The organism is Adonisia turfae CCMR0081 (assembly GCF_011009555.1).
Taxonomy (GTDB): domain Bacteria; phylum Cyanobacteriota; class Cyanobacteriia; order Phormidesmidales; family Phormidesmidaceae; genus Leptothoe; species Leptothoe turfae.
In genome coordinates this window covers 3,631,529-3,657,862 of record NZ_QXHD01000004.1, presented here as the reverse complement: position 1 = coordinate 3,657,862, position 26,334 = coordinate 3,631,529, and the positions used below count along the sequence as shown (strand labels likewise).

20 protein-coding genes and 3 pseudogenes are annotated in these 26,334 nt (G+C 49.2%); 8 read left to right on the top strand and 15 right to left on the bottom strand.

What is annotated here, in order from left to right:
• Positions 1–132: 132 nt before the first annotated feature.
• Complete coding sequence (locus tag DXZ20_RS19890) at positions 133–1,605, bottom strand: C45 family autoproteolytic acyltransferase/hydrolase (protein ID WP_163700044.1); 1,473 nt, start codon at positions 1,603–1,605, stop codon at positions 133–135.
• 274 nt (positions 1,606–1,879) lie between these two features.
• Here DXZ20_RS19890 and DXZ20_RS19885 point away from each other — a divergent pair, with 274 nt between their 5' ends.
• On the top strand, positions 1,880–2,863 hold the full coding sequence (locus DXZ20_RS19885) for a hypothetical protein (RefSeq protein WP_163700042.1): 984 nt from the start codon (positions 1,880–1,882) through the stop codon (positions 2,861–2,863).
• Positions 2,864–3,069: 206 nt separating this feature from the next.
• On the opposite strand, the gene DXZ20_RS19880 is transcribed toward DXZ20_RS19885, so the two are convergent.
• From DXZ20_RS19880 to rppA, 7 genes and pseudogenes are all read right to left on the bottom strand, one after another.
• A complete protein-coding gene (locus DXZ20_RS19880) occupies positions 3,070–3,663 on the bottom strand; it encodes a MamS/MamX family magnetosome protein (RefSeq protein WP_163700040.1) in 594 nt (197 codons plus the stop codon).
• A 138-nt stretch (positions 3,664–3,801) separates the two neighbouring features.
• Positions 3,802–6,984, bottom strand: a complete 3,183-nt coding sequence (locus DXZ20_RS19875; protein ID WP_163700038.1) for an efflux RND transporter permease subunit — start codon at positions 6,982–6,984, stop codon at positions 3,802–3,804.
• A 210-nt stretch (positions 6,985–7,194) separates the two neighbouring features.
• Entirely contained in the window at positions 7,195–7,668 is a 474-nt protein-coding gene (locus DXZ20_RS19870; protein WP_163700036.1) for a FixH family protein, read from the bottom strand.
• Between the two features lie 59 nt (positions 7,669–7,727).
• Positions 7,728–9,443 carry an efflux RND transporter periplasmic adaptor subunit gene (locus tag DXZ20_RS19865; protein ID WP_163700034.1) on the bottom strand — a complete coding sequence of 572 codons (1,716 nt, stop codon included), beginning with the start codon at positions 9,441–9,443 and terminating at the stop codon, positions 7,728–7,730.
• A 215-nt stretch (positions 9,444–9,658) separates the two neighbouring features.
• Positions 9,659–9,757: pseudogene (locus DXZ20_RS37635) on the bottom strand (helix-turn-helix domain-containing protein); the annotation flags it as partial.
• Positions 9,758–9,845: 88 nt separating this feature from the next.
• The gene (gene rppB, locus DXZ20_RS19855; protein WP_163668428.1) at positions 9,846–11,243 is read right to left on the bottom strand and encodes a two-component system sensor histidine kinase RppB; all 1,398 of its coding nucleotides are present in this window, start codon (positions 11,241–11,243) and stop codon (positions 9,846–9,848) included.
• A pseudogene (gene rppA, locus DXZ20_RS19850) lies at positions 11,203–11,898 on the bottom strand (two-component system response regulator RppA). Before rppA ends, rppB begins: the two are co-directional and overlap by 41 nt.
• A gap of 179 nt (positions 11,899–12,077) precedes the next feature.
• Between rppA and DXZ20_RS19845 the strand changes: the two are divergent.
• From DXZ20_RS19845 to DXZ20_RS19835, 3 genes and pseudogenes are all read left to right on the top strand, one after another.
• Positions 12,078–12,359, top strand: a pseudogene (locus tag DXZ20_RS19845) (glutaredoxin); the annotation flags it as partial.
• Between the two features lie 114 nt (positions 12,360–12,473).
• Complete coding sequence (locus tag DXZ20_RS19840; protein ID WP_163700032.1) at positions 12,474–12,959, top strand: DUF411 domain-containing protein; 486 nt, start codon at positions 12,474–12,476, stop codon at positions 12,957–12,959.
• 135 nt (positions 12,960–13,094) lie between these two features.
• Positions 13,095–13,382, top strand: a complete 288-nt coding sequence (locus DXZ20_RS19835; protein WP_163700030.1) for a PepSY domain-containing protein — start codon at positions 13,095–13,097, stop codon at positions 13,380–13,382.
• A gap of 498 nt (positions 13,383–13,880) precedes the next feature.
• Here DXZ20_RS19835 and glmS read toward each other — a convergent pair whose 3' ends face one another.
• A complete protein-coding gene (glmS, locus tag DXZ20_RS19830) occupies positions 13,881–15,779 on the bottom strand; it encodes a glutamine--fructose-6-phosphate transaminase (isomerizing) (protein WP_163700028.1) in 1,899 nt (632 codons plus the stop codon).
• 428 nt (positions 15,780–16,207) lie between these two features.
• Between glmS and ttcA the strand changes: the two genes are divergently transcribed.
• A complete protein-coding gene (gene ttcA, locus DXZ20_RS19825) occupies positions 16,208–17,005 on the top strand; it encodes a tRNA 2-thiocytidine(32) synthetase TtcA (protein WP_163700026.1) in 798 nt (265 codons plus the stop codon).
• 267 nt (positions 17,006–17,272) lie between these two features.
• Here the strand turns inward: ttcA and DXZ20_RS19820 are convergent, their stop codons facing one another.
• The 6 genes from DXZ20_RS19820 to DXZ20_RS19795 form a co-directional block, all read right to left on the bottom strand.
• A complete protein-coding gene (locus tag DXZ20_RS19820; protein WP_163700025.1) occupies positions 17,273–17,809 on the bottom strand; it encodes a DoxX family protein in 537 nt (178 codons plus the stop codon).
• Positions 17,810–18,003: 194 nt separating this feature from the next.
• Entirely contained in the window at positions 18,004–18,738 is a 735-nt protein-coding gene (locus DXZ20_RS19815) for an alpha/beta fold hydrolase (protein WP_163700023.1), read from the bottom strand.
• 26 nt (positions 18,739–18,764) lie between these two features.
• Entirely contained in the window at positions 18,765–19,442 is a 678-nt protein-coding gene (locus tag DXZ20_RS19810) for a transaldolase family protein (protein WP_163700021.1), read from the bottom strand.
• A gap of 72 nt (positions 19,443–19,514) precedes the next feature.
• Positions 19,515–21,062, bottom strand: coding sequence for a phytoene desaturase family protein (locus tag DXZ20_RS19805; RefSeq protein WP_163700019.1), 1,548 nt, complete (start codon positions 21,060–21,062; stop codon positions 19,515–19,517).
• Between the two features lie 100 nt (positions 21,063–21,162).
• Positions 21,163–23,091, bottom strand: coding sequence for a polysaccharide deacetylase family protein (locus DXZ20_RS19800; RefSeq protein ID WP_163700016.1), 1,929 nt, complete (start codon positions 23,089–23,091; stop codon positions 21,163–21,165).
• A gap of 312 nt (positions 23,092–23,403) precedes the next feature.
• Entirely contained in the window at positions 23,404–24,198 is a 795-nt protein-coding gene (locus DXZ20_RS19795) for an SDR family NAD(P)-dependent oxidoreductase (RefSeq protein WP_163700014.1), read from the bottom strand.
• Positions 24,199–24,267: 69 nt separating this feature from the next.
• Here DXZ20_RS19795 and nudC point away from each other — a divergent pair, with 69 nt between their 5' ends.
• The 3 genes from nudC to DXZ20_RS19780 all read left to right on the top strand — a co-directional run.
• Positions 24,268–25,149 carry an NAD(+) diphosphatase gene (gene nudC, locus DXZ20_RS19790; RefSeq protein WP_163700012.1) on the top strand — a complete coding sequence of 294 codons (882 nt, stop codon included), beginning with the start codon at positions 24,268–24,270 and terminating at the stop codon, positions 25,147–25,149.
• 73 nt (positions 25,150–25,222) lie between these two features.
• Positions 25,223–25,813, top strand: coding sequence for a metal-dependent hydrolase (locus tag DXZ20_RS19785; protein WP_163700010.1), 591 nt, complete (start codon positions 25,223–25,225; stop codon positions 25,811–25,813).
• Between the two features lie 181 nt (positions 25,814–25,994).
• Positions 25,995–26,334: sigma-70 family RNA polymerase sigma factor (locus DXZ20_RS19780; protein WP_163703552.1), on the top strand; the 340-nt coding region annotated here is incomplete at its 3' end.

Here is a 26,334-nt window from a genome sequence, read left to right as displayed (position 1 = left end):
CGACTCCACCAAACAGGGGAGAAATGCCCAGGGTAATGCCCGTAATGAGACCTGCCACTAACGTTTTGACAAGAGGCAGATCAGGGTACAATCTCGCAAATCCTGACTTGTCAGGTTCCATAGTCAACTTCCTTAATTAATGGCAGGGGCATTACAGGCTTGAGCATTTGGCAGACCGAGCATTTCGCCCAACGAGAAACAGGTAAAGGGATTTTCAGGAATGGGGATGTCTCCGGCGGCCACCCAGAACCGTAAGCTTTCAGGGTCAAATACCACCTGGCGGAGGGAGCCATTGCCGCCGATGCTGGTGTTGTCGTCATAGATCGATAGATCACTGACTTCACCTGTATTGGGATTGGTGCGATCGCGCAGTACCTGTACCACTTTCTCAGGGTTCATCTGGCCATAGAGCGACCGGGAGCCACCGGGCTCTAACAGCTGCTGAAAACTTTTGAAACGACTAAAACTAGACTCGCCATAGGTGCGATCGCGACCTACATAATCTGGGTCAGCAAAATGGTTGGTCATATACAACACACCATCATCACTGAGTTCCCGCAGCCCCATCTCATCCCCCAGCAGTTCAAACACTCCCGCCTGCTTAGATTTATAGTCGGAAATAATCACCAGGTTCGACCGCATCCGCTCATGGGAAGTCATAATCGCTTTAGCTTCGTCGTAGGTGCTGGCATACTGCGCCACCTGGGCCATCAGCTGCACTGTACTACGCCCCTGCAGCGAAACCTCTTCATAATCCGCCGGGCGAGACGTGTTGTTAGATACAACGATGCCCTCTGCATTAAGCCCCGCATTGGGCCACACCACACCGGGAATCGCAATAAACGCATGGGGAATTCCCTCATTGGGCTGACGGATCATAATCGTCGGGTGATCAATCCAGTAGGGAATCGGCTCTTCTCCATTGTCCAGAGTCCAACCGTGGTACATTTTCCCATCTACTGTGGCGCTACCAGAGGTAATAAAGTGAGCACAGCCAACATTAAACAAAACATTGGGGATCAAGTGTGTGAAATAATCCTGATACACATCCCCAAGGGCCAGAACCATGCAACCGTGATAATTGAGGTCACTCCCTTCTGCACCGTCAGCAAGACCGCGACATTCCTCTGCCACACCGGGAAACGACCGTTTTCGAGCCAGCCGAGAAAGGGCCAATCCACGACCCAAAAAATTTAGGGAGGAAATCACTTCACGCCCCATAGAAGCAATCTCATCCTTGAGTAGACTGCCTTGTTGGTAACCCATCTCGTAGGGCGTTCCCTGGAGCCAAACCACCTTGATTTTGCCGTAATCTTCTCGGTGGGATGGCACTGGTTGCCAGGTGCCGACTTTAGGCTGCCATGGGCTAGCCACGATGTCAGTAGGTGTCTGGGCCAATGATATTTGTGAAGAGCCCAACGTACTTGAGACAGAAAACAGGCCTGCCACCAAAAGAGCAATGGCCAGAAATCTGAGCTTACGATTTATAGAATGGCTCCATAGATGCTTAATGCCTTGCATAAGGGTAGTTACCTCAGCCGTTAATAGGGTCAGTATTGTTCCACTTTTTCCTAACTTGAGAAGTGTAAACCATGTCTTCTCCACCGAATCCTCGGGAAAACGATGATTTTTACATTTCAAGCCTGATTCTTTACAAGGGTTAAATTCATGGGTCAAACGATCAGAATGAAAACCCAGTACATTGATGGAACGGACCAAACCTTTGAATGGGAGCCTCACACTGAGGATAGTCAGACTGTCAATATGGCAAGTAATCTTCAAAAAAGTCTTAATTAAGATTCTGTTGTTGAACAGTCCTTTGATCTAGAACCATCGTTTGACTCTAAATGTACAATGGTCAGGCTAGTGGTAGTAGGCTATGTTTCGAAACAAACATCAAAAAGCAGGTGTCAATGCCCAGGCAGCCTTGAACCAGTCGTTGTCTAAACCTCTGCTATACGTACTGGCCCATGGTGAAGCTTCCGGTGATCCTGGCCAGATTAATCAAGCTGTTTTTAATGGACAAACAGATGTATCGATTGCCCGTGGGGAGCTTGAATTAAGAAAGGCGATCCAATCCTTGGCCTTTATCACTGAGACCAGTATTAATTCATTGCCGACACTAACCGCGTTGTCACTACCAGGGGCGGCCATTCCACTATTTTGGACAATTCATACGTTTCTTCAACATCAGTATGAGAAACCTGGTTTAGATAATCGTATTAATCGTCGTAATCACGATGCTCGACTGCTGTTTAAGCAGCTAGCCCAGCTGGATCTATCGCCCTGGTATGCACAATCGGTCACTCAGGTTGCGCCTGATAACTTACCTGCTGAGGTGCATTTTCCCCCTGAACATCCGATCCCAGGACAAATGTATCGACATTATCCCTACAACATTAAGGATAAGGGCCATCTTTACTACCCTGTAAACAACTATTTTTCAATGTTGTTTGAGGAACGGGAGCAAGAACTGATCACGTTGTTAAGTGATTTAGGTGCCACTCAAATTATTATTGAGTCAGTGAGTGGTGATGAAGCGGTGGCGGATAAAGAGGGATATCGCAAAGTCTTTGAGTATACCCCCCGTCCCCTCACGGCCCCCAATGCTATTAACGTCCAGGGATATCACTGGTTAGTCTATGAGCCGACATGGCAATCGGTGTTAAACGAACGTTTTCGGGGACTGACATCGATTGAGTTTACGTTTGATATGGATGTGATGGGGTTACTGAGAACCCAGATTCAATCTATCGATCAGCTGATGTCTGAACTGGATTCGATGGTGCCACCTGCTGACTACAAGGAGACTATTTACCAACAGGTGATCAAAGTTCGCCGCGTACATGTGCAGTTTGGATGAAATCTTTCCATTTTATGGAAGAGACCCGTCTAATCGCCCTGTTTGGTTTGGCTGACAAGGTTCGAGAACAAGTGCGCCAAGCTGTTGATCGATTACAGCAAATGGGTCTGTAGGTCGTGATGATTGCAGGGGATGCTGAGGCTGTAGCCAAGACAGTCCCTGAGGATATCGCCAAGGAGAATAGTGCTCAGGTGTGAAACTTAATCCTAGTAAACTTCTGAGTTTTGGTCTGTTTGCCAAGTCATCCACAATGGGTATCCATCGCTATCTCGCAGTTCAATGGTGCGGTTGGCATGTTTGATGGCTGAGGCCGCAAAGGTTGTTTCTCCACCCCAGGCACCCCGAATGCCCGTCACTTCAATCGTGTCATCCGTGGTGATGTTGACCTCTTGGTTTTCTAAATACCAGGCTGGACCCAGGTGAACTCTAAAAGTCTCTTGGTCTGTTTCAACCTGTAGCCATATTCCTTGTCTTGAACCTACTCGCTCAATATTAGTCACGCGACCACCGATTGTTTCCAGCGTACTGGCATCATAGGCTCCGTTGTACATTGGGCAGGGGCCTACGCCACCCCAGTGCCTACCACCATGTCTATGCCCATGTCTATGGCCATGTCTCCAACCATGACCTTGGCCTCGTTGTGCATGTCTGGGCACCACCCAATCAGACTGAGCATTTGAAGAGTCAAACATCGGTCTGTTTACCATTTGTGCTCTTAGGGGTGTGGCGATCAGAGCGAAGTAAGTTAAACCAGCTCCAGCTAAGGCGGGAAGAGTAACGTAGGCAATGCGGCGTTTCATAATACGCTCTCCCTTAAGCTCTAATATTGCTTACGGTTCTAGTATAAAGCCTCTAGCTGACTAAAGGCTCCAGTGGTTGTTATAAAAATTAGCGGCTCACTTCGGTTCAGGATCTCAACTGAGCCAAATGCGTTCACCTCATTGCAATAATCTGACTTGAGAGGCTTCTGCCCGCTTTGTTCTACGTCGCATTCGCTTAACAGTTTCTGTTACATCGTCTACCAAGGAATAAACGACTGGCACAACCACAAGGGTCAAAATTGTGGACATCACTAGACCCCCTAAGATGACAGTGGCAATGGGAGAATAGGCATCCATACCGGTTTCTGGGAAAAAGGCCAGCCGGACAATCACAATCAGGGTGGTGACAGTGGTCATGATAATGGCTTTGAGGCGGATAGGTCCGGCCTGGCGGATTGCGATCGCACGTGGCACCCCCTCCTTCCGCTTGGCTAAAATCAGCTCCAACAACAGAATTGCCGCCGACAGTGAAATCCCTGAAAGAATCACAATTCCTAGAATCGATACGGTGGACAGGGTGTGATTAAACAGCAACAACGCACCAAATACCCCCACCAGCTGCAGTGGCACGGACAACATCATCACCAGGGGATGTATAAACGAGCCAAACTGAATCACCAAAATGATATAAAGCAGCACGAGCGACACCAGTAATCCTTTCAGCAACCGGGCAAATTCGATCATCATGTCGGTCATATCGCCCATGGAGTCGATGCCATAGCCTGGTGGAAAGCTCAGTTCTTGACCGGCCTGCATTGCGATCGCCATGGATAAATCCATAGACGCAGGTCCATTCTTGCGGTAATAGCCATTTACATACACCACCCGTTTACCATTCACCCGCTCAATCAATGTCGGACCCTGTTGCGGTTCGATCGTCGCCACCACGCTCAGCGGCACCTGTTGGCCTGTTGTTGTCGTGATGTAGGTATTTGACAGATCCTGCATCGTGCCGCGAGCATCTTCGTCGTACCGCACCAGAATGGAATTCTGTCGCAGGTTGGGACGATTGTAGTAGCGGCGCGTCATGCCGCCATTGAAAGCGTAGTACGCCTGCTGAGACACCGCCTGTACCGTTAACCCTAGCTCCTGGGCACGACGGCGATCAATATTGAGCCGATATTCGGGCTGGGAGAGGGCTGAGCTTGTAAACGGCATCATAATGTTGGGGTTGGCCTCTGCAATGTCTAAGACCCCCTGAGCCAGGCGATGCAGTGTCTCTAAGTCATCGCCATATACCGCCAGCTGAATGGGAGCCGCAGAGGTGGCCATCACATCCACGCCCATTTCTTTAATGGCAATGCGGCGGGTACCGGGAATCGTCCGTTTCGCTTCGGCTTCAATGCCGTCCATAATCTCCCAGATGTCGCGCTGACGTTCATCCAGGGGAGTAATGGTAACCGTCATTGATGCGGTATTCACACCGCCCATGCTGTAACCCGTAAAGTAGGTGCTGTTCCGCGTTAGCTCAAAGCCTATCTGGGAAGAGACTTTCTCCACCTCCGGCTGTTGCAAGATAATTTCCTCAAACCGACCTGCCGCCGCATTGGTGGCTGCAAACGAGGTACCTGCCTCCATTTCTAAGGTGGCGACAAACTGTCCCGAATCCCCCAGGGGTATCATCTCCTGGGGAATAAGACCGTACAGCATGATCGCCAGCACCACCGAAGCCCCAGCGATGGCCAGGGTAATCTCTCGGTTTCGCATACACAGGTCTAGCAGCCAGGCGTAGCCCCTTTCCAATCTGTTAAAGCCAAAACGAACAGGTGTCGTTAGCACCTGTAGCCAGGTTTGTCGCTTCGGTTTGTCGCTGTGGGGCTTGAGGGTAAAGGCTGCCACCAGAGGAATCAGCGTAATCGACACCAGCAACGAGGCCACAAAGGCAAACACCATCGGCCACACAATGCCCACAAACATCAGACCTGTGAGACCACCCGAGAGAATAGTGGGCACCAGGGCCGCAATCATCACACAGCTCGCCGCAGCACTGGCTAAAAAGACGTCTCCAGTCCCCTTAATCGCCGCTTGCACGGGCATCAACCCTGCCCGTAACTTTTGGTCAATGGAGTCGAGCACAATAATGGAGTCATCCACCAGCTTACCAATGGCCATCATCATGCCAATCAGCGTGGAGGAATTGAGGGACATGCCGATGGGGATAAACGGCAGGGTGGAAAGGGCCAGGCTGGTGGGAATGGAGATCATGATGATAGCCGTGGACCGAAAGTCTTCGAGAAAGACTAACATGACCAGCCCTGCTAACACGACGCTTACCAACAGCTCCTGGAACGTGCTGCTGACAATCAGGTTGACCAGGTAAGAGTTGTCATAGGCTTCCTGGAATTCGATGCCAGGATACTCGTTTTGGATAGCCTCCAGTTCCATCCTGACCCGCTTGATCACCTGGGGTGAGCTAGAGTCTGGCCGCTGAATCACATTGACCGCGAGGGCCGATTCTCCATTATAGCGGTAGCCGCTGCGGCGCTCTTCATAGGTGTCTTTGACCGTCGCCACATCCCGCACATACACCACCCGACCATTTTGTTCTAAAACGGGGTAATCCATCACCTCAGCTGCCCCCAGGGTTCGCTCGTCGGTGCGAACCAAAATTTCGCTATCTCCCTGGGTTAGGGTACCTGCACTCTGGCTAATGTTATTGGCATCAATGGCATCTCGCACTTGCACAATGGAAAGACCATAGGCTGCCAGCTTCTCGCGGTCTACAATGATCTGCAGTTGACGACGATAGCCTCCAAAGATGGACACGGCCTGCACATCTTCCACCTGTGTCAGGCGATCCACTAACGCATTGTCAGCAAATTCCCTCAGCTGCAGAGGATCCCAGTTCTCACCCTTGAGTGCTAACGTCAGCACGGGTCTGTTTAGCGGGTCAATGGGCAGCACCCAGTAAGATCTAAAGTTAATGCCATCAAATAACAGATCGCCTTCGGCTGCCGTCATGATGTTTTGCACTGACTGCACAGCCTTATCGACATTGCCTCCCCAGGCAAACTGAATGGTGACGATGGAATTGTCCTTTTGGGAACTAGACCGGATAAATCGCACCCCGTCCAGTACGCTGAGCCGCTGCTCGATAGGTTTGGTGATATAGGTTTCAATTTCCTCTGGAGATGCACCAGGAGCCATGGATACCACCGACACCAGCGGGCTTTCCACATAGGGCATCATCCGCACTGGCAAGAGAAATAGCGTCAGTAACGACAGCATAATCACCGTAATGTAAAGAGCGGTGACAACAACTGGATTTTTGATAGACCAGTGGGTGAGAAATTCTTTCATAGAAAGTGTTGGGAATGACTAGGGACGCTAAAAAACGAAGAGATTGCCCTAATTAGTGATCAAATACCGTTGGCTTCGGCTTCGCTCAGCCAACTCTTATTCGCTCAGCCAACTCTTATTCGCTCAGCCAACTCTTACAGCCAGCGTCCCCTGAGCGGAGTCGAAGGGGACATTGACAAAGGCAGTTCATTTTCTGATGGCTGAATCCAGCTATTGTACTTCAAACATAAAGTAAGCTTTGCCCTCTTGCTCCCCTTCATTAACAGTGGTGTTAACGGCCCACATGCCCGCCATACCAAGGTAAGTCGTGACCTTATACTGACCCGGTTCAGCATCCGGTGAAACTTCCGCTTCAGTGGTCATATCCTCCATATCCTCCATGGGCATAAAGATCTCCACTTTCAGGTTTTCAGTGGTGACAGGTTCACCTGTGGCGGTATCTTTCACGGCAACCAGAAGTTCTGCATCTCCTATGGGTACCGCATCAGAACTCACCAGGGTAATCTCTACATTACCTTCGCTGGTGGCTTCCATTCCCTCCATGGTGTCCATTGCCGCTTTATCATCAGTGACGGTTTCAGCAGTATCCGGTGCCTCTGATGTAGTGGCGTCAGGAGTGGATGCTCCTGCACAGCCAGTGACCAACGCGCTGACTGCAATTAGACTCAATAACAGGTTTTTCATGGTCTTATTGATTCGAATGGGGGTATGTGTAACTGAGAGAAGTGTGTGAGCAGCAAAACCTATTTCACTGGCACGGTGAGGCGGGCTTTGCCAGCCTGTTCGGCATCGGTCACGGTGGCTTCTATAATCCAGTCACCTCTCATGCCTAAATGGGTGTTAACTTTGAATTCTCCGGGGTTGTCTGTGGCCGCCAACTCCACTTTGGCCATCATCGGTGCCATGTTTTTCATGGGCATGGTGATGTCGAAGGCTATGTCATCGGTAGACACGGTTACCCGTTCTTCAGTCTCCGTATTATTTAAGACAAGGGTGAGTTCATTTTTTCCAGCTTTTACCGTATCAGGACTTACCAGGGAGAGTTCTAATGCACTGCCTGTGGGACTTACAAAATCATCGGTGGGGTTACCCAGGGCATCAACAACGGTCACGGCTCCCCCTTCGATCAATCGACTGTTTCCCGAGGTAATGACCCGATCGCCGGGTTGCAGACCGTCGGTAATCTCGATGCGATCGCGACTCATCATCCCCGTTGTCACCCGTCGTCGCTGGGCGTTACTGCCATTCGCGACCCAGAGCGCCGCCTCACCGTTAAAGTCCACCACAGCTTTTTTCGGTACCGAGAGCGCCTCGGTGCGTCGCTGAGTGATAATCTCCATATCCACAAACTGCCCGGAGAGTAGTCGTCGCTCCGGGTTATCCACCACAGCTTCCACAGTAACTGTTCGGGTCTCTAAATCCGCTTGGGGAAAAATGCTGGTAATCTCCCCTTGAATAACGCCTGTATCCGTGCCCTGGATCTTCGCCAAAATTGGCGTTCCCACTCGGATTTGATTGGCATCCTGTTGAGCCACATTGGCCTGAAGTCTCACCTGCTGATAGTCGCCAATCTTGAAAATCCCCATTCCAGGCTGCACCACAACACCTGGATCGGCCATGCGGGCTTGCACAATGCCGCTAATCGGGGCTGTAATTTGGGTGTAGCCCTCAAATGCAGATGCCGTCTCTATCTGAGCACGGGCACGTTCTACCTGAGCCTGATCGCTGGCCACCTTGGATTGCAGACGTGTGAGTTTGGCCTTAGCGCCCTCTAACATGGCTTGTTTGGCATTTACCTGGGATGCCGCCAAATCATACTGAGATTGAGATGTGGCCCCTTCTGCCGTGAGGGTCTTAAAGCGATCTCGTTCGAGCATGAGATAGTCCAGATCCGCCTGAATTTGGACAATTTCCTGTTGTTGTTCTTCTAGCTCAAACTGGCTAGCGTCAGCCGCCGCAAGGAATGCCGTGGCCGACGCCTGGGCTTCACTCGTCTGGCTGACCCGCTCAATGGCATCCAAGTTAGCCAACAGCTGCCCCGCATCGACCCAGTCACCGGGATAAATAGCATAGTTTGAGAGCTGACCCGCCACACGGGGATAAACAGTAACCTCTGTGTAAGGCAAAATTGCTCCGGTATAATTAACACTGACATCCAGCGGAGCCGCCTTTACTACCTCTACGGTAACTGGTGTTGGGTTGAAGGCTCCATCCACCCGCATCATCTCATCATGGGACATGCCCTCCATATCATGGCCGCCCATGTCGTGGTCTTCCATAGCAGACGAGGAGAGAATATGGGTGGCACCGACAATGCCTGTACTCAAAACAGCAAAAACGCCTAACCCCAGTAGGGCTTTACCCGATGACTTCCACCAGGGTTGGGGAGGTGCTACATGTTCAGGCTTGTAATCTTCTTCTGATATGGGTTCTTCAGTAGATTCAGGGGGATAATTCATTACACTGCGATGCGACTTCAGTGTGCGCAGTTCAGACTATATCGGTCAATTGTGAAATCAGAATGAAATGTTATCGATAAGTGCCAGCTAAACCACGTCTAGACCTGGAGTTTCCTCTACGACAAAACTCCAGGTCTGGATGTGGTCAAGGTCAACTCAGACAAATTTGAATCTTCATCCTCATTGGCATTTTCCTCATACTCACCTACGGGAGCCCGGAGAACATAACCAATCCCTCGTACAGTCTGTATCAGGCGTGGTTCTCCAGTAGCTTCTAATTTGTTTCTGAGACTGCGCATACACACATACAACACATCTTAGAGACTAGTAAAATACTATGGGCTTCCATAACACACACCTTTTATATCAACGCGTTTCTCACGATAAATGTGTGCAATGAAATCATGATGAAATTGGCAGGGAAACTGTAAACGTGCTGCCTTTACCGAGCTGACTAGAGACTGTAATGGTGCCTCTATGGGCTTGGGCAATGGCGGTTGCGATCGCAAGCCCCAAACCCGAATTTCCCGTCTGTCGAGATCTGGCCGTATCCACCCGATAAAACCGATCAAAGATTTTTGCCTGATCGCCTGGCGCAATACCTACACCTGTGTCTGTCACTAAAATGAGTGCCTGCTGTTGTTGTTGCTGAAGCGTGAGAGTCACACGTCCGCCTTCTGGCGTGTAGGTTAGGGCGTTGTTGACTAGATTGAGTAACAACCGATAGAGATTTTCTTCATCACCTAAAATAGTGACTACAGAGTCGGTTTGCACAGCAATATCTAAGGTAATCTGCTTCTGCAAGGCAAATGCGGCCATCTCTTCGGCAATATCATGGATTAAATCCACCAAATTACAATAGGCCTGCTTAGTGGGATAGGACTGAATATCCAGCTTCGAGAGCAATAGTAAATTACTGACCAGGTTGGAAAGCCTCTGGTTTTGGCGATGAATTACCCCCAACGTATCTTGAGCTTCCGCTTCTGATAAATGGGGTAATCGCAAGACGGACTCTACAGTAGCCCGAATCGCGGCTAAGGGCGTACGTAATTCATGGGCGGCATCCGCCGTAAATTGTTGAATCTGGCTGTAGGAACGGTAAATGGGGCGCATGGCCAGAGTAGCTAGCCACCAACTGGCTGGAGCTACCAGAAACAACGCCACTAATAATCCTAGCAAAATTCTCCAGCGGACTGACGCCAGGTATTCGTCAAAATCTTGAAATGAGCGTCCCACGACTAAATAGGCCCAACTTTCTGATTCAACAGCCGTTAGACTTACAGTTGGAGAGACATTAGGAAAGAGTTCTAAGGCAACTTGGTGGTAGTGTTGATCATTAGCATCCCATACGGTTTGCCAGGTTGCTGTCGGCACGGCAACGGGTATGCCTTGAGGTCGATCTCCAGCTGTTGCTAACAGTTTACCTGTCGGGCTGATGATGCGAATGTAATAGCTTTGAAGATAGGGACTACCAGGTGTTTGTTGCGTAGGTTCCAGGCAATGCTGGTCAGCAAGACATAAATCAGGGAGTAGTTGGGGCGGTAGCTGTTCCAGCTGTTGCTCATCGGCAAGAGTCACTTTCAAGGCATTCTTAAGCGCATCGGCAACAGATTTAATTTCCCGATCAATCGTGACTTCATGGGCATGGGCAATGGCACGATACATCCCAAACCCTAATAATGTCAGAATTACCCCCATAACACCGGCATACCAAGCTGCTAATTGGAGGCGTGATCGTCGGAATAGTTGATTTTGGGGTTTACTCGCTCGGCGGCGGGGTAAATCGATATCCCATGCCATATACAGTTTCAATCGTGTGGTCATACGGTCCCAGCTTACGCCGTAGCAAACGCATTTGAGCAGCCACCACATTACTGCTGGGTTCAGCGCCGATTTCCCATAGCTGAGTCAACACCTGATCGCGGGTGAGAATTTGATTGGGATGCTCCATAAAGTACTGCAACAGTTGAAACTCTTTTTGGGTGAGTTCAATTTGTTGTTCGGCGGATGTTCTTGGATGCAGAAAGGCGAGTCTGCGATCTCAATCTAGCAACAATGGTCCATGCTGTAGCTGGGCTGTCTGAAACGCCGAAGGTCTGCGCCGCAGCGCTCGCAGCCTTGCTAATAGCTCCGCCATACTAAAGGGTTTAACTAAATAATCGTCAGCCCCAGCATCCAGGCCCGTAATCCGATCTTCGACACGGTCCTTAGCAGTTAGCATCAGCACCGGTAAACTGTAGCAGTGCTGACGTAACCATGCACATAGCTCAATACCGGAATGTCCCGGCACCATCCAGTCAAAGACACCTAATGTATAGAGGGAAATATCGTGCTCTAAATAGGTGAGTGCATCGTTGCCAGACTGCACCCAGTCCACCACATACGCTTCTTGGCTAAGGGTACGTTTAATCGCCTTACCAAGATCCGGTTCATCTTCAACGAGCAGAATGCGCATCAATCAACATTAGATAACCAGAGAGTATTTTCGAAACTAACTTAAGAATATGAAATGGCAATGAAATGTATAGGTTCCAGCCAGGGACTATCTGTTTGACATAACTCCTGCACCCTTGACCCTACAGTTCACTATAGAGTTTATCGTAGGCGTATCAAATAGCCTGGAACCGCTACGAATCAGGTATTGCTCCCTTGGCCACAGGCATTGGCTCCCTTGCGGTGGGTCTCAATGGTGTCGCTTCAGTAGTAAAAGCCGTGTATATCGATAAATTGGCCCTCAACTGTGCTTGCGTCGGTGGCAATTCTAAAGCACCCTTGGGAATTGTTAGCTTTGCTGAAAATGCCATTATGACCTTCATGGGAGCTGCCTTGATCGTATCAGCTGCCCGCAATGTCGAAGCTAATGTGCCAGAACCCACACCCCGTTCCGCCGTTGTGCAACTTCAAGAGGGTGTCTAGCCACAATTTCATTTCTATTTCATGATTGCCGACTACCTTAGTGCCAGACTGGGACTATCCAGGCTATCCAGGCCAGAAAATCTGCCCAGCTTTAGCGTTTACACGTAAACGACCATGATCAATCGCATTAAAAGACTTGGGAGCATAGGACTGATCACCATAGGATTGATCGTCACTGGCTGTAGCCTAGCCCAGGGACCCGCTCCTATTTCTCAAGCAGCCTTAGCTAGCGAAATTAACGTATTTCGAAGTCCTACCTGTGGTTGTTGTGGTTTGTGGATCGAACATATGCGTGACGCGGGCTTTGAGGTGAATGATCAAATTACAGAGGACATGGCGGCGATTAAAGAGCAGTACGGTGTACCTGAAAACCTCAAGTCATGCCATACCACTGTTGTGGACGGTTATATTGTTGAAGGCCATATCCCCGCAGAAGATGTCGCTCAACTACTCACAGAAAAACCGGATATTGCCGGTATTGCTGTACCGGGGATGCCCATTGGTTCTCCTGGCATGGAATCAGGAAATTATGTTGAGTCTTACACTGTATTTTCGTTTGAGAAAGACGGTTTAATTGCCACTTTTGCTGAGCACTCATAGTTGTTGCTAAAGCCAGGCAGCTATAACAAGATAAATATGGATTTTCTATTGGCTTAGGTGAAGCTTTATTAGGTCTGATTCTAGTAGGCCCCTTTTTGCTAATGTCTTTGAAAAAGAGACTTTAGAGAAGTGATTATGCTTATTAAGCAAGCTCGACTACGCCAGATACATAGAAGATTAGTGCCTTTTATGACCATCCCTTTGCTACTCACGCTGATAACTGGCATGTTTTTCCAATTTGCTGTGGTTATTGGTCGCACCGATGAATTTCTATGGCTGCTAGAGTTACATCGAGGCAAATTCGGCAGCATCAATCTAGAGCTGATCTATCCAATCCTAAATGCAATAGGTTTACTGACGTTGATCATTACAGGATTGATGATGTGGCTTCAAACTAATACACGTAAGCAGCGCAGAGTATAGGAAAGAACTTGAATTAAAATTCATCTGGTAGCTACATTAACAAGGGAGGCCGAGACTTGAGCAATGTCCGATAGCAACACTCTCTCAAGACACAGAATTTTTGCTACGAGGTTCTTTGGGGTGTTCAATTCCCACCTGATCAGCGATTGTAAGTGTTTCTTCTAGACGTTCTTCTATAGTTATACCAAATCCGAATTTATTAAACCCGATTAAAAATAGACCATCCTGTAGGGGCACTCCCTTGTGGATGCCCTGCGATACCGGGTGCTATCAGGCAGGATTTCGTATTACTTGATCTGTCTTGCGCTGACGCTTGGCCATAGGAGAATCCCTGGCAATAGATGGGGTACCTGAAAGTTATAAAAACTCAAGAGCTATCTCTAACCAATACAAAAACTACCAGCACCTGATCGCTATGGACCGATGCTGGCATAAAACTTTGTTTTCAGGTAAACAACTTTATTGTCGTTATACAAGTGGTTAACTCGTACTCAATACTTATTCAACCGTGACTGACTTGGCTAAGTTGCGGGGCTGATCCACATCCAGGCCTCGTCGTGCTGCAATGTGATAAGACAACAACTGTAAAGGTAGCACCGTCAACATGGGTGAGAGCAGTTCATCTACAGTCGGCACAGGCAATAAAGTATCGAAGGTGTGCTCAGCCTCAGGGTCATTGGCTGGGGCCACGCCGATCAGCTGGGCGTCGCGGGCTTTAGCTTCTTGAGCGTTGGAAAGAACTTTATCGTAGACAGTGCCAGGGACTGCGATCGCAACCACCGGTACCTTCGCATCCAACAGCGCAATCGGACCATGCTTCATTTCACCCGCTGGATATCCCTCCGCATGGATATAGCTGATTTCCTTCAGCTTCAGCGCCCCTTCCAACGCAATAGGATAGTTAACACCACGGCCAATAAAGATAAAGTCTTGAGTTTCCGTAAAGCTATGGGCCAGCTCTTCGGTATAGCCCTCCTGCTTTTCAATCACATGCTCCATCTGGGTGGGCAGTTGACGCATCGCCTCAATAATTTCCGCCAGCTCCTGGCCAGATAGAGTCTTCCGCTGATAACCCAATTCCAACGCCAGGAAGTAAAACGCCATCAACTGCGCCACAAAGGTTTTAGTCGCCGCCACCCCAATTTCAATGCCTGCATGGGTCGCCACAACATTGGGCACCAGACGTCCCAGTGAACTTTCTGGGCGGTTCGTGATCCCTAACATGCGTGGGGCAAAGGCCGCATCACCTTTTTCAACCCGTCGAGTTTGTTCCATATCCAACGCCGCTAGCGTATCTGCCGTTTCGCCAGACTGGGTCACACCAATGGTCAGGGCATTAGCAATCAGTGGCGTGGGGGAATAACGAAATTCTGAAGCATAGTGCACCACGGTTGGAATGCCCGCTAACCGTTCCAGCAAATGCTTACCAACTAAACTAGCGTGCCAGCTAGTACCACAGGCCAAAATTTGTACCTGCTCTAATCCTGCTAGCAAACTTGCATCCAGCCCCAAATTCACCGGAGACGTGTCACTTTCAGGGGTCCAATCACTGGCTAAATACGTTTCTAGACTGGTACGCACCACCCCCGGCTGTTCATGGATTTCCTTCAGCATAAAGTGCTTGAAACCCTGCTTTTCCACCATGGTGGGGCTAATGCTGAGGGTGATAGGGTGCTTTTTCAGACGTCGCCCGGTGAAGTCATAAATAGCCGCTCCCAACGGCGTGAGCATCGCCAACTCGCCATTATCTAAAGGCAGCACTGCACGGGTGTGGGGCACAATTGCTGGCGTATCGGATGCACAGAAAAACTCACCCTGACCAAAACCAATGGCCAGCGGAGCCTGTTGCCGCACCACAATTAGCTCATCGGGGAAATCGGCACTCACCACAGCCAGGGCAAAGGCTCCATCCAGGTCATTCACCGCTTGGCGTACGGCCTCTAGCAAGTCGGATTCGTGAGCTAGTGGCCCCTCCACACCCTTAGCAAGGTAGTCGGCAATCAAATGGGGAATCACTTCGGTATCGGTTTCAGACTGGAACTCATACCCTTTAGCAATCAGCGCTTCCCGCAGTTCCCGGTAGTTTTCAACAATGCCATTTTGCACCACTGCTATGCGACCACTGCCATCCGTGTGAGGATGGGCATTGTGCTCTTCGGGCTTGCCGTGGGTGGCCCAGCGGGTATGGCCAATGCCTAAACGAGCGGGGTCCTCCAAACCGTCTAGTTTGTCCTGTAAGTTCTGGAGTTTACCCTTAGCCCGCACTCGGTTGAGTTGACCTTCGCTAATAGTTGCAACACCGGCTGAATCATAGCCGCGATACTCCAGCTTACGTAAGCCTTCAATCAAAATATTGCTAGCGGCCCGAGTGCCTATATAACCGACAATTCCGCACATATGATGTCTCCTTTAGCTGTGAATCCAACGCTTATAATCTGCTGGTTTAGTATTGACCAATAATGAATGCTGCTGGGTTACTGGACTATCTAAACCCAAATCCAATTTTCCGCCAACGGTAATACGATTTTGGCTGCCATCTGTCCAGGTACTTGTTGTTCTCAATACGGTTGCGAATCAAGAATTAACGAAGATTATTTGAAGATTAGATGACTTAGCCCTCTAGAGTTAAATTTTGGCAATGAACGTGCAGATCTGCTGCTGCCATGGCATGGACAGTGGCCATATGGGTGCTTCAGCCTCTATTCCCCTTTGTGATGAAGCTAAATTTAGGAGCGAGGTTCCTGATCAACATTGCAGACTTTGAACATATCTTCCCTTGGGGTCATGGCGTAAAATAGCAAAAATCCCATCGTGACACAGACTTTATGGTTGCCACCTTACCCTCCAAAAATGCAAAGAAATTGGAAGCCCGCCTGCGGGGGTTAGTGGGTAAAGCTATTCATGATTACACCATGATTGAAGCCGGTGACAAGGTCATGGTGTGTCTGTCCGGAGGTAAAGACTCCTATACGATGCTGTCTCTGTTAATGTCGTTGCAGCGTAGTGCTCCAGTCAAGTTTGACTTGTTAGCCGTCAACCTTGATCAAAAGCAGCCCGATTTCCCAGAGCACATACTACCTGAGTATTTAGAATCTGTCGGCGTGCCTTATCGCATTGTGGAGGAAGATACCTACAGCACGGTGACCCGCATTATTCCTGAAGGCAAGACCATGTGTGGTCTATGTTCTCGTCTGCGGCGCGGAATTCTCTATCGGGTTGCCACTGAAGAAGGTGCAACAAAAATTGCCCTGGGCCATCACCGCGATGACATTGTCGAGACGTTGTTCTTAAACATGTTTCATGGTGGACGCATAAAAGCGATGCCGCCTAAGCTCCGTACAGATGATGGCAAGCACATTGTTATTCGCCCTCTGACCTATTGCCCAGAAAATGACATCGCGCGCTATGCACGCTATCGAGAATTTCCTATCATTCCCTGTAATCTCTGCGGCTCTCAAGAGAATCTTCAGCGCGCCAACATTAAACAGATGTTACAGCAATGGGAAACAGAATTTCCGGGGCGTACTGACAGCTTATTCCGCAGTATTCAAAATGTTTCTCCATCACAGCTGGCTGACAGCGAATTGTTTGACTTCAAGGGGTTGACTACGGAGAAAAATTAGCTGTTGCGAATAGAGGCACGGCATCTAACTGGCAGCATGAGCTTAGGAAGTAAAATCAATTAGCTGCCAAATTTTGGGTGTACAGACGTTCCATGGAACGTCTCTTCAACCTTTACTTTTGGAATTTATTGATGGCTTGCTCCTTGCCTCCGTATTTTTTAGATTAAAGTCTGTCGAGGATCAACAACGCCCACAATTGAAGGACTGCCCTAAAAAAGAGCAGTCCTCTATCCATCAGCATCTCAAATTTTTAACCTTGGCGCACTCCTAGGAGGCCACAGTAGTTTTTTCAGCAGATGATGCCTCAAAGCTCTTTTCCAGCTTCATCACCTGCTTAGCTTTCTCCGACAGAGCGTTCTTATTCAACCAGTAGGTCAGCAGACCATCAATCGAGAACAAGCCTGCTCCGTTGACCGTAAAAAACAAGAAAATAGCCGCGTAAATGGCCGATAGCTCTAAATAAGGCAGACTAAGGCCAGCCACTTTAATGTGGTGATACATGGCTACACACATGGTGCCCAAAAGACCAAAAGCCGCAGGTCTTGTGAGAAAACCAAAGGCAACCAGTGGAGCACCAATCAACTCAGTGTAGGCCGCCACATAGCTAAGAAAAATAGGGAATGGCAATCCTAGATACTCTACGTAGGCAGCCGCAAAACTCTCAATGTTGGCCAGCTTGTCAAAGCCGTTATGCACCATCATGATGCCGACTACAACCCTGACTATAGCGAAGGTAGTCTGAGCACCTAAATTTAACTTGACGTTGGGCCTGAATAAAGAAACGAGCAAAGAATTGAATGCCATGGTTATAGGGTGCGTGTCAAACTGCGTTTTTCATATATTAAAAATTGTAACCAGTTAATTAAGAAACGTAAATGCAACTTATTGAAGATTTCACCTATGGATGGTCTGAACCTTTAAAAATCAAGGCTTAGGCATTTATGGGTGTCATTAATGGCTGGTTGGTATGTGCCCATAGCTATAACGCCTCCAAGCGATTACACAGATTTCACAAGTATCCGATGCAGTATTTCAAGAAAGGTGGCGGGCTGTTCCCAGGGGACTCGATGCCCTGCTTGCTCAATGCTGATGTGGCGGAGGCTAGGTACTTGATGAGCTAACTCCACACCGATTTGGTGATAACGCTTATCCTCACTGCCTGTGATGTAGGTAATGGGGATGGAGAGCTCAGCCAGGTGCGATCGCATATCATCCATCTGTCCTTTGGAATACACTTCAAAGGCCCGCGCAATTTTTGACCGGTCAAAGTCTGCTTCCAGGCGAGGCGTCGCACATGGCCGATTACAAAAAACAGGCAGCCGATCCCATTCGGTCAATAGCTCTTCCCAGGGCTCCGAGAGAAATCGATTGGCCCAGGTGCGATCGCGCCTTAAACATTGTTCTTTCTGTTGAAGACTGACTATGCCTGGATCAGCACTAACAATAACAGCCGCAGACCAAAGGGCGGGCCTAGCGATTAATGCATGCCAGGCTAGCCGCCCACCCAGAGAATATCCCAACAGATATTGCTGAGTCTCTGGCTGGTCAGTTGCTATTGCTTGAACTTTTTCACAAAAAGCATCAGACCAAGCCCAACAGTCATCATCCAGGGTATCCCACAGATTAACCAGATGTATCTTCAGCTCTGGCATCCTAGACTGTAATCCCTGAGTGATCTCACTCCACACCTCAGGTTGTTGCAAGTTACCGTGGAGACACCATAGAGTCTTCATTAGAGTCTTCCTTTTGCTAAAGGTCTTTAGCGTGTCCTGTTTGCACCCATTGCGATCGCACATGCCTCAAAGGCGGCTGTTGCCTCTACAGTTTGCTCACTGTTAAAGAATGCTTCAGCAATCCGGGGTGCAAAGGTGAATGTATTCAAGCCTTGGGTTGCTAAATAGGCAATATCGTCTACATCACGGATACTGGCTGTTAAGATGCGCGTTGAACTTTCTACGCCATCAAGCGCCTGTTGCATTTGAGCCAGTGTCTCTCGTCCATTACGACCTGAATCATTGATTCGTCCTAGATAAGGAGCTGCGTACTCTGCACCTAGGGCAGCAGCAACCAGAATCTGTGGCACTTCATACACAGCCGTCATGGTTACTCGAATGCCGTCGGCAATCAAGGCGGCAGCAGCGGCTGTCCCTAGGTGTGTAATGGGAACTTTCACCACCACACGCTGATCAATCTTAGCTAAAGCCTGCCCTGTAGTGATTAAAGCCTGTTTGTTATCACCCCAGGTTTGCAGCTGAACTTCCTTAGCTCCTAGGCTAAACGCTTTTGCAGCTAACTGAGTTAATGAGTCAACAGTACAAGCAACCTGTGCCCGTTCTAACAACAGCGGGTTAGACGTGACCCCATAAAAGATACCTATGGGTAGCCAGGTTTCCCAGACAGCAGTGTCAGCCGTATCTAGATACAGACGCAAATTCACAGTAGAGCTCCAGTAACTGCACCGAGTATTTCATAAGAGAGGGAGAATCGGGAGTAGAAACTAGAGAGATTTTTAGGAATTCAGCACATTAATTTCTCGCAGCATCTCCAGATGTTGTTTAACAGGAGCTAAAGTATTGGCTAACACCATACCGCTGGCAGCTACGGCAGGTAAGCCAATGCCTGGAAATGTCGAATCACCGCAACACCAAAGTTGCTGGATTGGTGTACGTGGACCAGGAAAAACACCTTGTCCAGCACGAATGGCAGGACCATAGGATCCGTGGTGGCGACGGAGAAAACGTCCGTGGGTTAGGGGGGTGCCCACCAGGGTAACGGCACATCGAGAGCGAATATCAGGAATAATACGTTCCAGCGCTTGCCACATGACCTCAGCTCTCTGCTGTTTTAACTGGGCATACTCCGCACTCTTGCGATCGCAACCAGCCCATACCCCATAGGGTTCATTGCCAGGCGTGTATACGTGAATCGTGTGCTTGCCATCTGGCGCTAAATTTGGGTCTAGCACTGACGGAATAGAAATTAGTACTAGATTTTGGGGTGCATCTATCCCCTGACTCCAGTCATTAACAACAATGTAGTGACAGGCCAACTGATCCAGGCCAGTGGCGTCAATCCCCAGATGTAGATGCATAAAGCTGTCGCACTCAGGGGTGGCCTGGCGCTTTTGCTCAAACCGCTTATACTTTGCAGGTAGTGCCGGTAACAACTTGAGAGTGTCCCAAACCGATGCATTAGAAATGACTGCCTTTGTAGCTTGAATCTCCTGTCCATTACGCAAACGCACCCCAATCGCCTGATCCCCCTCTAACAAGATCTCTTCAACGTGGGCATTTAACCTGATGTCACCACCATACTTTTTTAGCCCACGCTCTAGGGCAGCCACTACAGCAGCGCTGCCACCTTGGGGATAGTCAAGCTGCACACCGGGGCGATACCAATCAGCAAACATAAAGGCCACTGCCGCTGCTATGGTCCCCGTAGCGGGTAATCCAGAAAGCAGGAAGCACAGCATATCTAACCAATGACGGGCAAAGTCATCATGCACTATGCCATCCATAATGCGGCTGAAGGGGCCAGTGAGTTTAGCTACATGCACGCCTTGTTGGAGCAACGACGGTAGAAAATGCCTAACGGTCTGAAAAGCTCCCAGGTCAAATCGCATCGCGGCAGGTGGTAAAGCAATGGCGGCAGTCCCTAAGGGCCGCATGACCTGTTGTAAATGCCGCCACTCTCGAACCGCCTGTTCTCCTCGTAGCTGTTGTAGAACATCACAAAACTGATCTGAACCCACCGTGGTGTCAAAGTCACCTTCTGGCAAACAGCATCCCCAAGTATCATAATTAAGCCAATTTGCATCTTCGCCAATGGCATCTAGCACCTGTCTTAATGGATTGGGAGACGGGCTATGGGATAGGCCTGAGTACAGAGACGGACCAGAATCAAATAAAAAGCCACCTCGCGTAAACCCATGGGCTGCACCACCCGTGATGCTGTGGCTTTCGCACACGATGACATCGTAGCCATAGCGTCCTAATAACGCTGCACAGCAGAGGCCACCAATGCCACTGCCAATCACAACAATTTGCGTCCGCTCCATGCAATCATCGTCTCCACTAATTAGGCATCACAACTCCCCAAGCTTTAACTTTATTGGCGTACAGATGTTGCATGCAACGTCTCTGCAAAATTATTTTTGATTACTGGGCAACACCACAGCTACTACCACCCGAGGGTACTAATGCCACCGCATGGGGTACCGTTCGTGACTCAAACCCGATCAGAGATTCTCCTTGGTACACCAGGGAAGTGCTCGCACCGGAATCTAGCATGACTGCATGATGGAAACCTGCTTGCATCAGCAATTCACCTAGACCTACCGAATCAATTTGAGCGTGGGTGGCACCAACAACAGGTTGTCCTTCCATGTTTATGCCCCAAAATGCCCGAAATCGATGCTCCTCATAGGCAAACAGATTCTTGAATGTAGCTGCAGATTGGGGCTCTTGTTCTCGCACCAACCAACCTGCACCAACAAACGCATCGGTTACGTCCGGCATCTCTTCTTGAATGCCTGTTAATGTGTTGTGCTGTGCTGGGTCAAAAGGAAGAAACTTGACTTCCTGAGGGCTCATTAAAACTAAGGGACGACCTTTGAGCTTGTAAATATCACCTTCATCTCCAGGAATAAATTCCCCTGTGTTTTGACTGAGCACCGGCCCAATCATAGTGTTAGAGTCCAGGAATTCTAGAGAGAAGAAAGTACCATCCACAGCAGCAATCGCATCGGAGTCAGCAACAATGTCAGCCAGAGGGTAACGGCTATCAGCATGGATGGTTGTAGGTTGACCACCGCTAATCAAGGTCATCGGGATCTCATCGATCTCGATCTCCAATCGTTGAATAGGAGATTTGAAGTTTGGGGTAGGTTTAAAGCCTGACAACGGAGGACCACCCCACGCTGACTCAATAACTTCATAAAAACGAGATTCACCAAATCGCTCAATGGTCAAAAGATTTTCTGACTCTCCTGCAAATCGACCTGAATCATTACGCATAATCAGTGCAGCCTGATAGCCTGCTGCTTCGGCAGCCTCTACAACACGCTCATCATGTTTGCCTTCTGGATAGGTAAAGTAATGAATTGGGATGCCGAGTTTTGTCTCTAAGCGTTCCTTAGATGTCTCTAATTCATAGCGTAAGTCTTCATCTGACAGTTCTCGCAGATCCCGTGGATGTGTCACGCTGTGAGAGATAACAGTGACTAATGGGTCTTGGGCCATCTCTTCCACTTGTTCCCAGTCAAGGGTGGAGCGTCCCACAATCTTGCCGTCAACTTTGTCTGTAAAGATAGAGAGGGCTACCGGATAGTTGTAATACTTAGCTAACTTGTAAACATAGTCGTAATGACCTACATACCCATCATCAAAGGTCAAAACAACAGGTTTTTCAGGCAGAGGCACCCCGGTTCTAAGGTGATTAACCAACTGATCGAGACTAATGGGTGTTAGATTTTGAGCACGAATCGCTCGAAAATCTTCGTTTAAGCGTCCAGGGGTAATGTCGAAGAAAACTTCTTTTTCAGGGAGTACATCGTGATACATAATCACAGGTACTTTGGATAATTGGGCACGGTCATGAAGCTGTGGCCAGCGTGCAGATTCGATCTGTGCGGTCAGACTAGCCACCCATTGCGAAATTTGGCTCTGACTGTCTTGATTTACCTGAGTGCCTAGAGCTGACAATGTTTGCCCAAGACTCTCGGTAGAATCCGCAGGTTGCGGAGCGGGCAAACAATAATAGTCAGTAGCTGAGAATGTCTGTGATGGTGTTGTTTCAAGAACATCATCGGCCAAGTCTTCATCAACCCAGGTATTGAAAACAATGGGAGCAATGGCAGGGGAGGGCAAACTCGCCTTTACTCGCTCAATGCCATCCAGCAGCTCTTGATTAAAGGCAATGGAAGAATCAGCCGTTGTATGGGTATCTACTTCACTAGCACCGTATAAAAGGCCACCACTACAAATAACAAGCAGGGTCGCTATAAGTGCAGACCTGCCTCGAAATAGGTGTCGAAACCGTGCTTGTGACTGGCCTTGGGACGAAACATCTAAATCACAAGCCTCCATGCAAGGAATCCTTAACGCTGACTTTAACAATAACGGAGCAAGACTACTGCACTCAGGATAAGATAACTTCAGCAGAAGATTAAGAAAAAATAAAAATCTGCGCATGACAAAGCCACCCCAACTAGCAGAGCAGCATTGCTGGAGTGGCCTTAGTATAGGTGCTTTTAAATGAACCGGTTCGGTATTGAACTTCAGAGGGTCCTAAACTCTGAAGACTGAAGTCAGTTTATCTAAGGAGTCGTACGAATTCAGCTATTTAGTAATAAAACGCCAATGTCTCTTGCAAAACTTCAAAAATAGGAGCTTAGTTGTTTACCAAGGCAATTGACTGCCATCCCATGAGAAAAATGAGCCGTTATCGTCTAGGGTGACGTTACCTAAGACATTCATGAGGAGTCCTACGGTTTTTGGGACTGGGAACAGTTTATCGGGAGGCACCCCCCGTTGAAACGGCTCTGACAGTCGTGTATCCGTAGTACCAGGGTGAAGCAGCACAATCGCTGTTTGCTTACTGCGACGACTGTATTCAATGGCAGCTGTTTTGAGGAGCATGTTCAAAGCCGCTTTAGAGGCTCGATAGCCATACCAGCCACCAAGGCGATTATCTTCAATGCTGCCGATTTTGGCAGAGATGGTGGCGAAAACATTGGGCTGTTTGTGATTAAGCAATGGTAGTAGATGTTTTGCCAGTAGGGCTGCCCCAATGCTGTTGACCTGGAAATAGCGCATCAGATGATCTGGCTGTAGCTGTCGGAGTGCTTTTTCTGGCGCGATCGCACCATCATGCAAAAAGCCCACGCAGTTAACCACAAAATGCAACTCAGGGGTCATCGTTTTAATCTGAGCTATCCCGCTTTCAATCGCCGCTTCATCGGTTAGGTCCATGGCGATGCAATGCAGCCTGTCATGGGTTTGGGCAAGCTCCAGAAGTTCTGACGCAGCAGTCTTAGTCCGGTAGGTGGCAAACACCTGATCAAACCGCTGATCCTTCAGCAGGTGTTTGACAAAGCCAAGGCCGATGCCCCGGTTGCCACCGACAATCAAGGCCTGACCTGACCGTATGCTCGCAAAAATAGAGGGTGAACTTATTAAGGGTTGATCGGTCATGACATGGGGATGGGGTGTGATCGAGCATTAGCGTAAGATAGCGCAGGCAGTTTGCACAGGCTAAGCAGCATGAATGAATTAGCAGCTCCTGATATGAAGGAGCCGTCCCCCTTTGCAATGCCCTCAGGTTTTATTGCAGGCGTTGATCCGACGGCAGCCCCTGCCGGTTTGGGGTGGTGGTTTGGGTTTTGTGGCTCTCGGATGCTGGTGACCCTTAAGGTGGAGGGTACGCAGGAAACCATCGGGATTCCTCAGGTGGAAACGTTAGAAGACTTAGGGGTTAGGGTGGTGCGATCGCAATACCTGGGTACCTTGGTCAACTCACCCTGCTACGGAGCAGAACTACCCTCAGATTTAGAGCTACCGGCAGGGCTCGACCTGAGACCATTGCGAAACCTATATGGTCTATTAGGCGATCCATTCTTTGCCTTGGCAGGACGCGCCACCCAGTTAGTGGAATGGGATCGCACCCACCAGTACTGTGGCTGCTGCGCTACGCCCATGGAGCAGTCAAAACATGAACGAGTTAAGTGCTGCCCCCAGTGTGGCTTCAGGCAATATCCCCGGCTATCGCCTGCGGTCATCATGCTGGTATCTCGCGGATCTGAAGTCCTACTAGCCCGTGCCCCCCGGTTTCGGGAGGGCATGTACAGTGTGCTGGCCGGATTTGTTGAGCCGGGAGAATCCTTAGAAGAAACCGTAGCGCGTGAAGTGCGAGAAGAAGTGGGGGTTGAGATCAAAGATATTCGCTATTTTGGTTCTCAGCCCTGGCCTTTCCCCAATTCACTTATGATTGGATTTACAGCCCGCTATGCCAGCGGTGACATCGTTGTCGATCCAAATGAAATTGAAACAGCAGGGTGGTTTACCAAAGACTCCCTGCCCCCTGTGCCTGGCAAGCTCAGTATTGCTAGACAACTCATTGATTGGTTTATCGCGGCAGGGGATTAGAGGGTAGGGAGTAAGGGGTTATCTTGCAAACCCATTCTCTAATCCCTTGCCAACCATTGCTTACGATTCCCCCATGAACACCCCGAGCCACGTCATCCTTAACCTTGCACTGCTGGGCCATCGATCGCGATCGCACCTCAACCCCTCCATTTTTTGGGGAGCACTGGTGCCAGATCTAGCCATGTTTGGCTTTTATGGATGGGCCAAACTGATAGTCCAGATGGATGAAGCCACCATTTGGCGTGAGGCCTACTATGAGCCGTTCTGGCAAACAATTTTTGATGTGGGCAATTCGATTCCGCTGGCGCTGTTAGTCATTGCCCTCGCCCTCTGGGTGGGAAGACGTTATCCAGTCTGGCAGCCCTTGAGCCTCGGAGTTATTTTTCTAGCCGCTAGCGTCATTTTGCACTGCCTGGGCGATTTACCTGTGCACGTAGACGATGGTCATCGGCATTTTTGGCCCTTCAGTAATTTTCGATATGAAAGTCCAATTTCCTATTGGGACCCTGATCACCATGGGGGCATCGTGGCCCTGGTGGAATTTCTTTTGGTGATGGTGGCTAGCATACGGGTTTGGCAACTATTGCAATCACGCTGGGTTAAAGGCCTGTTGCTAGTTAGCAACGGATTAATGTGGGTGATTTATGCCGGGTTTTATCTGTAATCCAAGTCATTCCACTTCAATCCACCGGTGTCATGGCTCCGTAGAGTTTGATAGAACAACTCAATCGGTGCCATGGCTCCGTAGAGTTTGATAGAACAACTCAATAGTATGCTGACAGCATTCGGTCCTTGCCGATGTTATTAATATGCCTGTTCAAGCTTAGGAGTCTCTGATTAAACCTATGGGGCCAATTGAATCTTGGGAGGAAACGGCTACATCCGATGCCATTTCCTCCGATGCAGATCTGCTGGCATCCTTGCGAGCTGGTCAAGTAGAGGCTCTGCGGATGCTGTATCAACGCTATGGCCGCTTAGTTTATACCCTGTCGCGTCGCATTCTCCACAGTGATGAAGAAGCTGAAGAAATCACCCAGGATGTATTTCTGACGCTATGGCGCAAGGACGCCTATCAGGCGACACGGGGCTCCCTCAGCCGTTATCTGGTCGTCCTGGCACGATCACGCTCAATTGATCGGTTGCGATCGCAAACTTCCCATCGCCAGCGTTTGTATAAATGGCACC

Excerpts from the sequence above, each read along its gene's own strand:
- DXZ20_RS19885 (WP_163700042.1), top strand. The coding sequence starts at position 1,880 with ATGTTTCGAAACAAACATCAAAAAGCAGGTGTCAATGCCCAGGCAGCC.
- DXZ20_RS19880 (WP_163700040.1), bottom strand. The coding sequence starts at position 3,663 with ATGAAACGCCGCATTGCCTACGTTACTCTTCCCGCCTTAGCTGGAGCT.
- DXZ20_RS19875 (WP_163700038.1), bottom strand. The coding sequence starts at position 6,984 with ATGAAAGAATTTCTCACCCACTGGTCTATCAAAAATCCAGTTGTTGTC.
- DXZ20_RS19870 (WP_163700036.1), bottom strand. The coding sequence starts at position 7,668 with ATGAAAAACCTGTTATTGAGTCTAATTGCAGTCAGCGCGTTGGTCACT.
- DXZ20_RS19865 (WP_163700034.1), bottom strand. The coding sequence starts at position 9,443 with ATGAATTATCCCCCTGAATCTACTGAAGAACCCATATCAGAAGAAGAT.
- rppB (WP_163668428.1), bottom strand. The coding sequence starts at position 11,243 with ATGGCATGGGATATCGATTTACCCCGCCGCCGAGCGAGTAAACCCCAA.
- DXZ20_RS19840 (WP_163700032.1), top strand. The coding sequence starts at position 12,474 with ATGATCAATCGCATTAAAAGACTTGGGAGCATAGGACTGATCACCATA.
- DXZ20_RS19835 (WP_163700030.1), top strand. The coding sequence starts at position 13,095 with ATGCTTATTAAGCAAGCTCGACTACGCCAGATACATAGAAGATTAGTG.
- glmS (WP_163700028.1), bottom strand. The coding sequence starts at position 15,779 with ATGTGCGGAATTGTCGGTTATATAGGCACTCGGGCCGCTAGCAATATT.
- ttcA (WP_163700026.1), top strand. The coding sequence starts at position 16,208 with ATGGTTGCCACCTTACCCTCCAAAAATGCAAAGAAATTGGAAGCCCGC.
- DXZ20_RS19820 (WP_163700025.1), bottom strand. The coding sequence starts at position 17,809 with ATGGCATTCAATTCTTTGCTCGTTTCTTTATTCAGGCCCAACGTCAAG.
- DXZ20_RS19815 (WP_163700023.1), bottom strand. The coding sequence starts at position 18,738 with ATGAAGACTCTATGGTGTCTCCACGGTAACTTGCAACAACCTGAGGTG.
- DXZ20_RS19805 (WP_163700019.1), bottom strand. The coding sequence starts at position 21,062 with ATGGAGCGGACGCAAATTGTTGTGATTGGCAGTGGCATTGGTGGCCTC.
- DXZ20_RS19800 (WP_163700016.1), bottom strand. The coding sequence starts at position 23,091 with ATGGAGGCTTGTGATTTAGATGTTTCGTCCCAAGGCCAGTCACAAGCA.
- DXZ20_RS19795 (WP_163700014.1), bottom strand. The coding sequence starts at position 24,198 with ATGACCGATCAACCCTTAATAAGTTCACCCTCTATTTTTGCGAGCATA.
- nudC (WP_163700012.1), top strand. The coding sequence starts at position 24,268 with ATGAATGAATTAGCAGCTCCTGATATGAAGGAGCCGTCCCCCTTTGCA.
- DXZ20_RS19785 (WP_163700010.1), top strand. The coding sequence starts at position 25,223 with ATGAACACCCCGAGCCACGTCATCCTTAACCTTGCACTGCTGGGCCAT.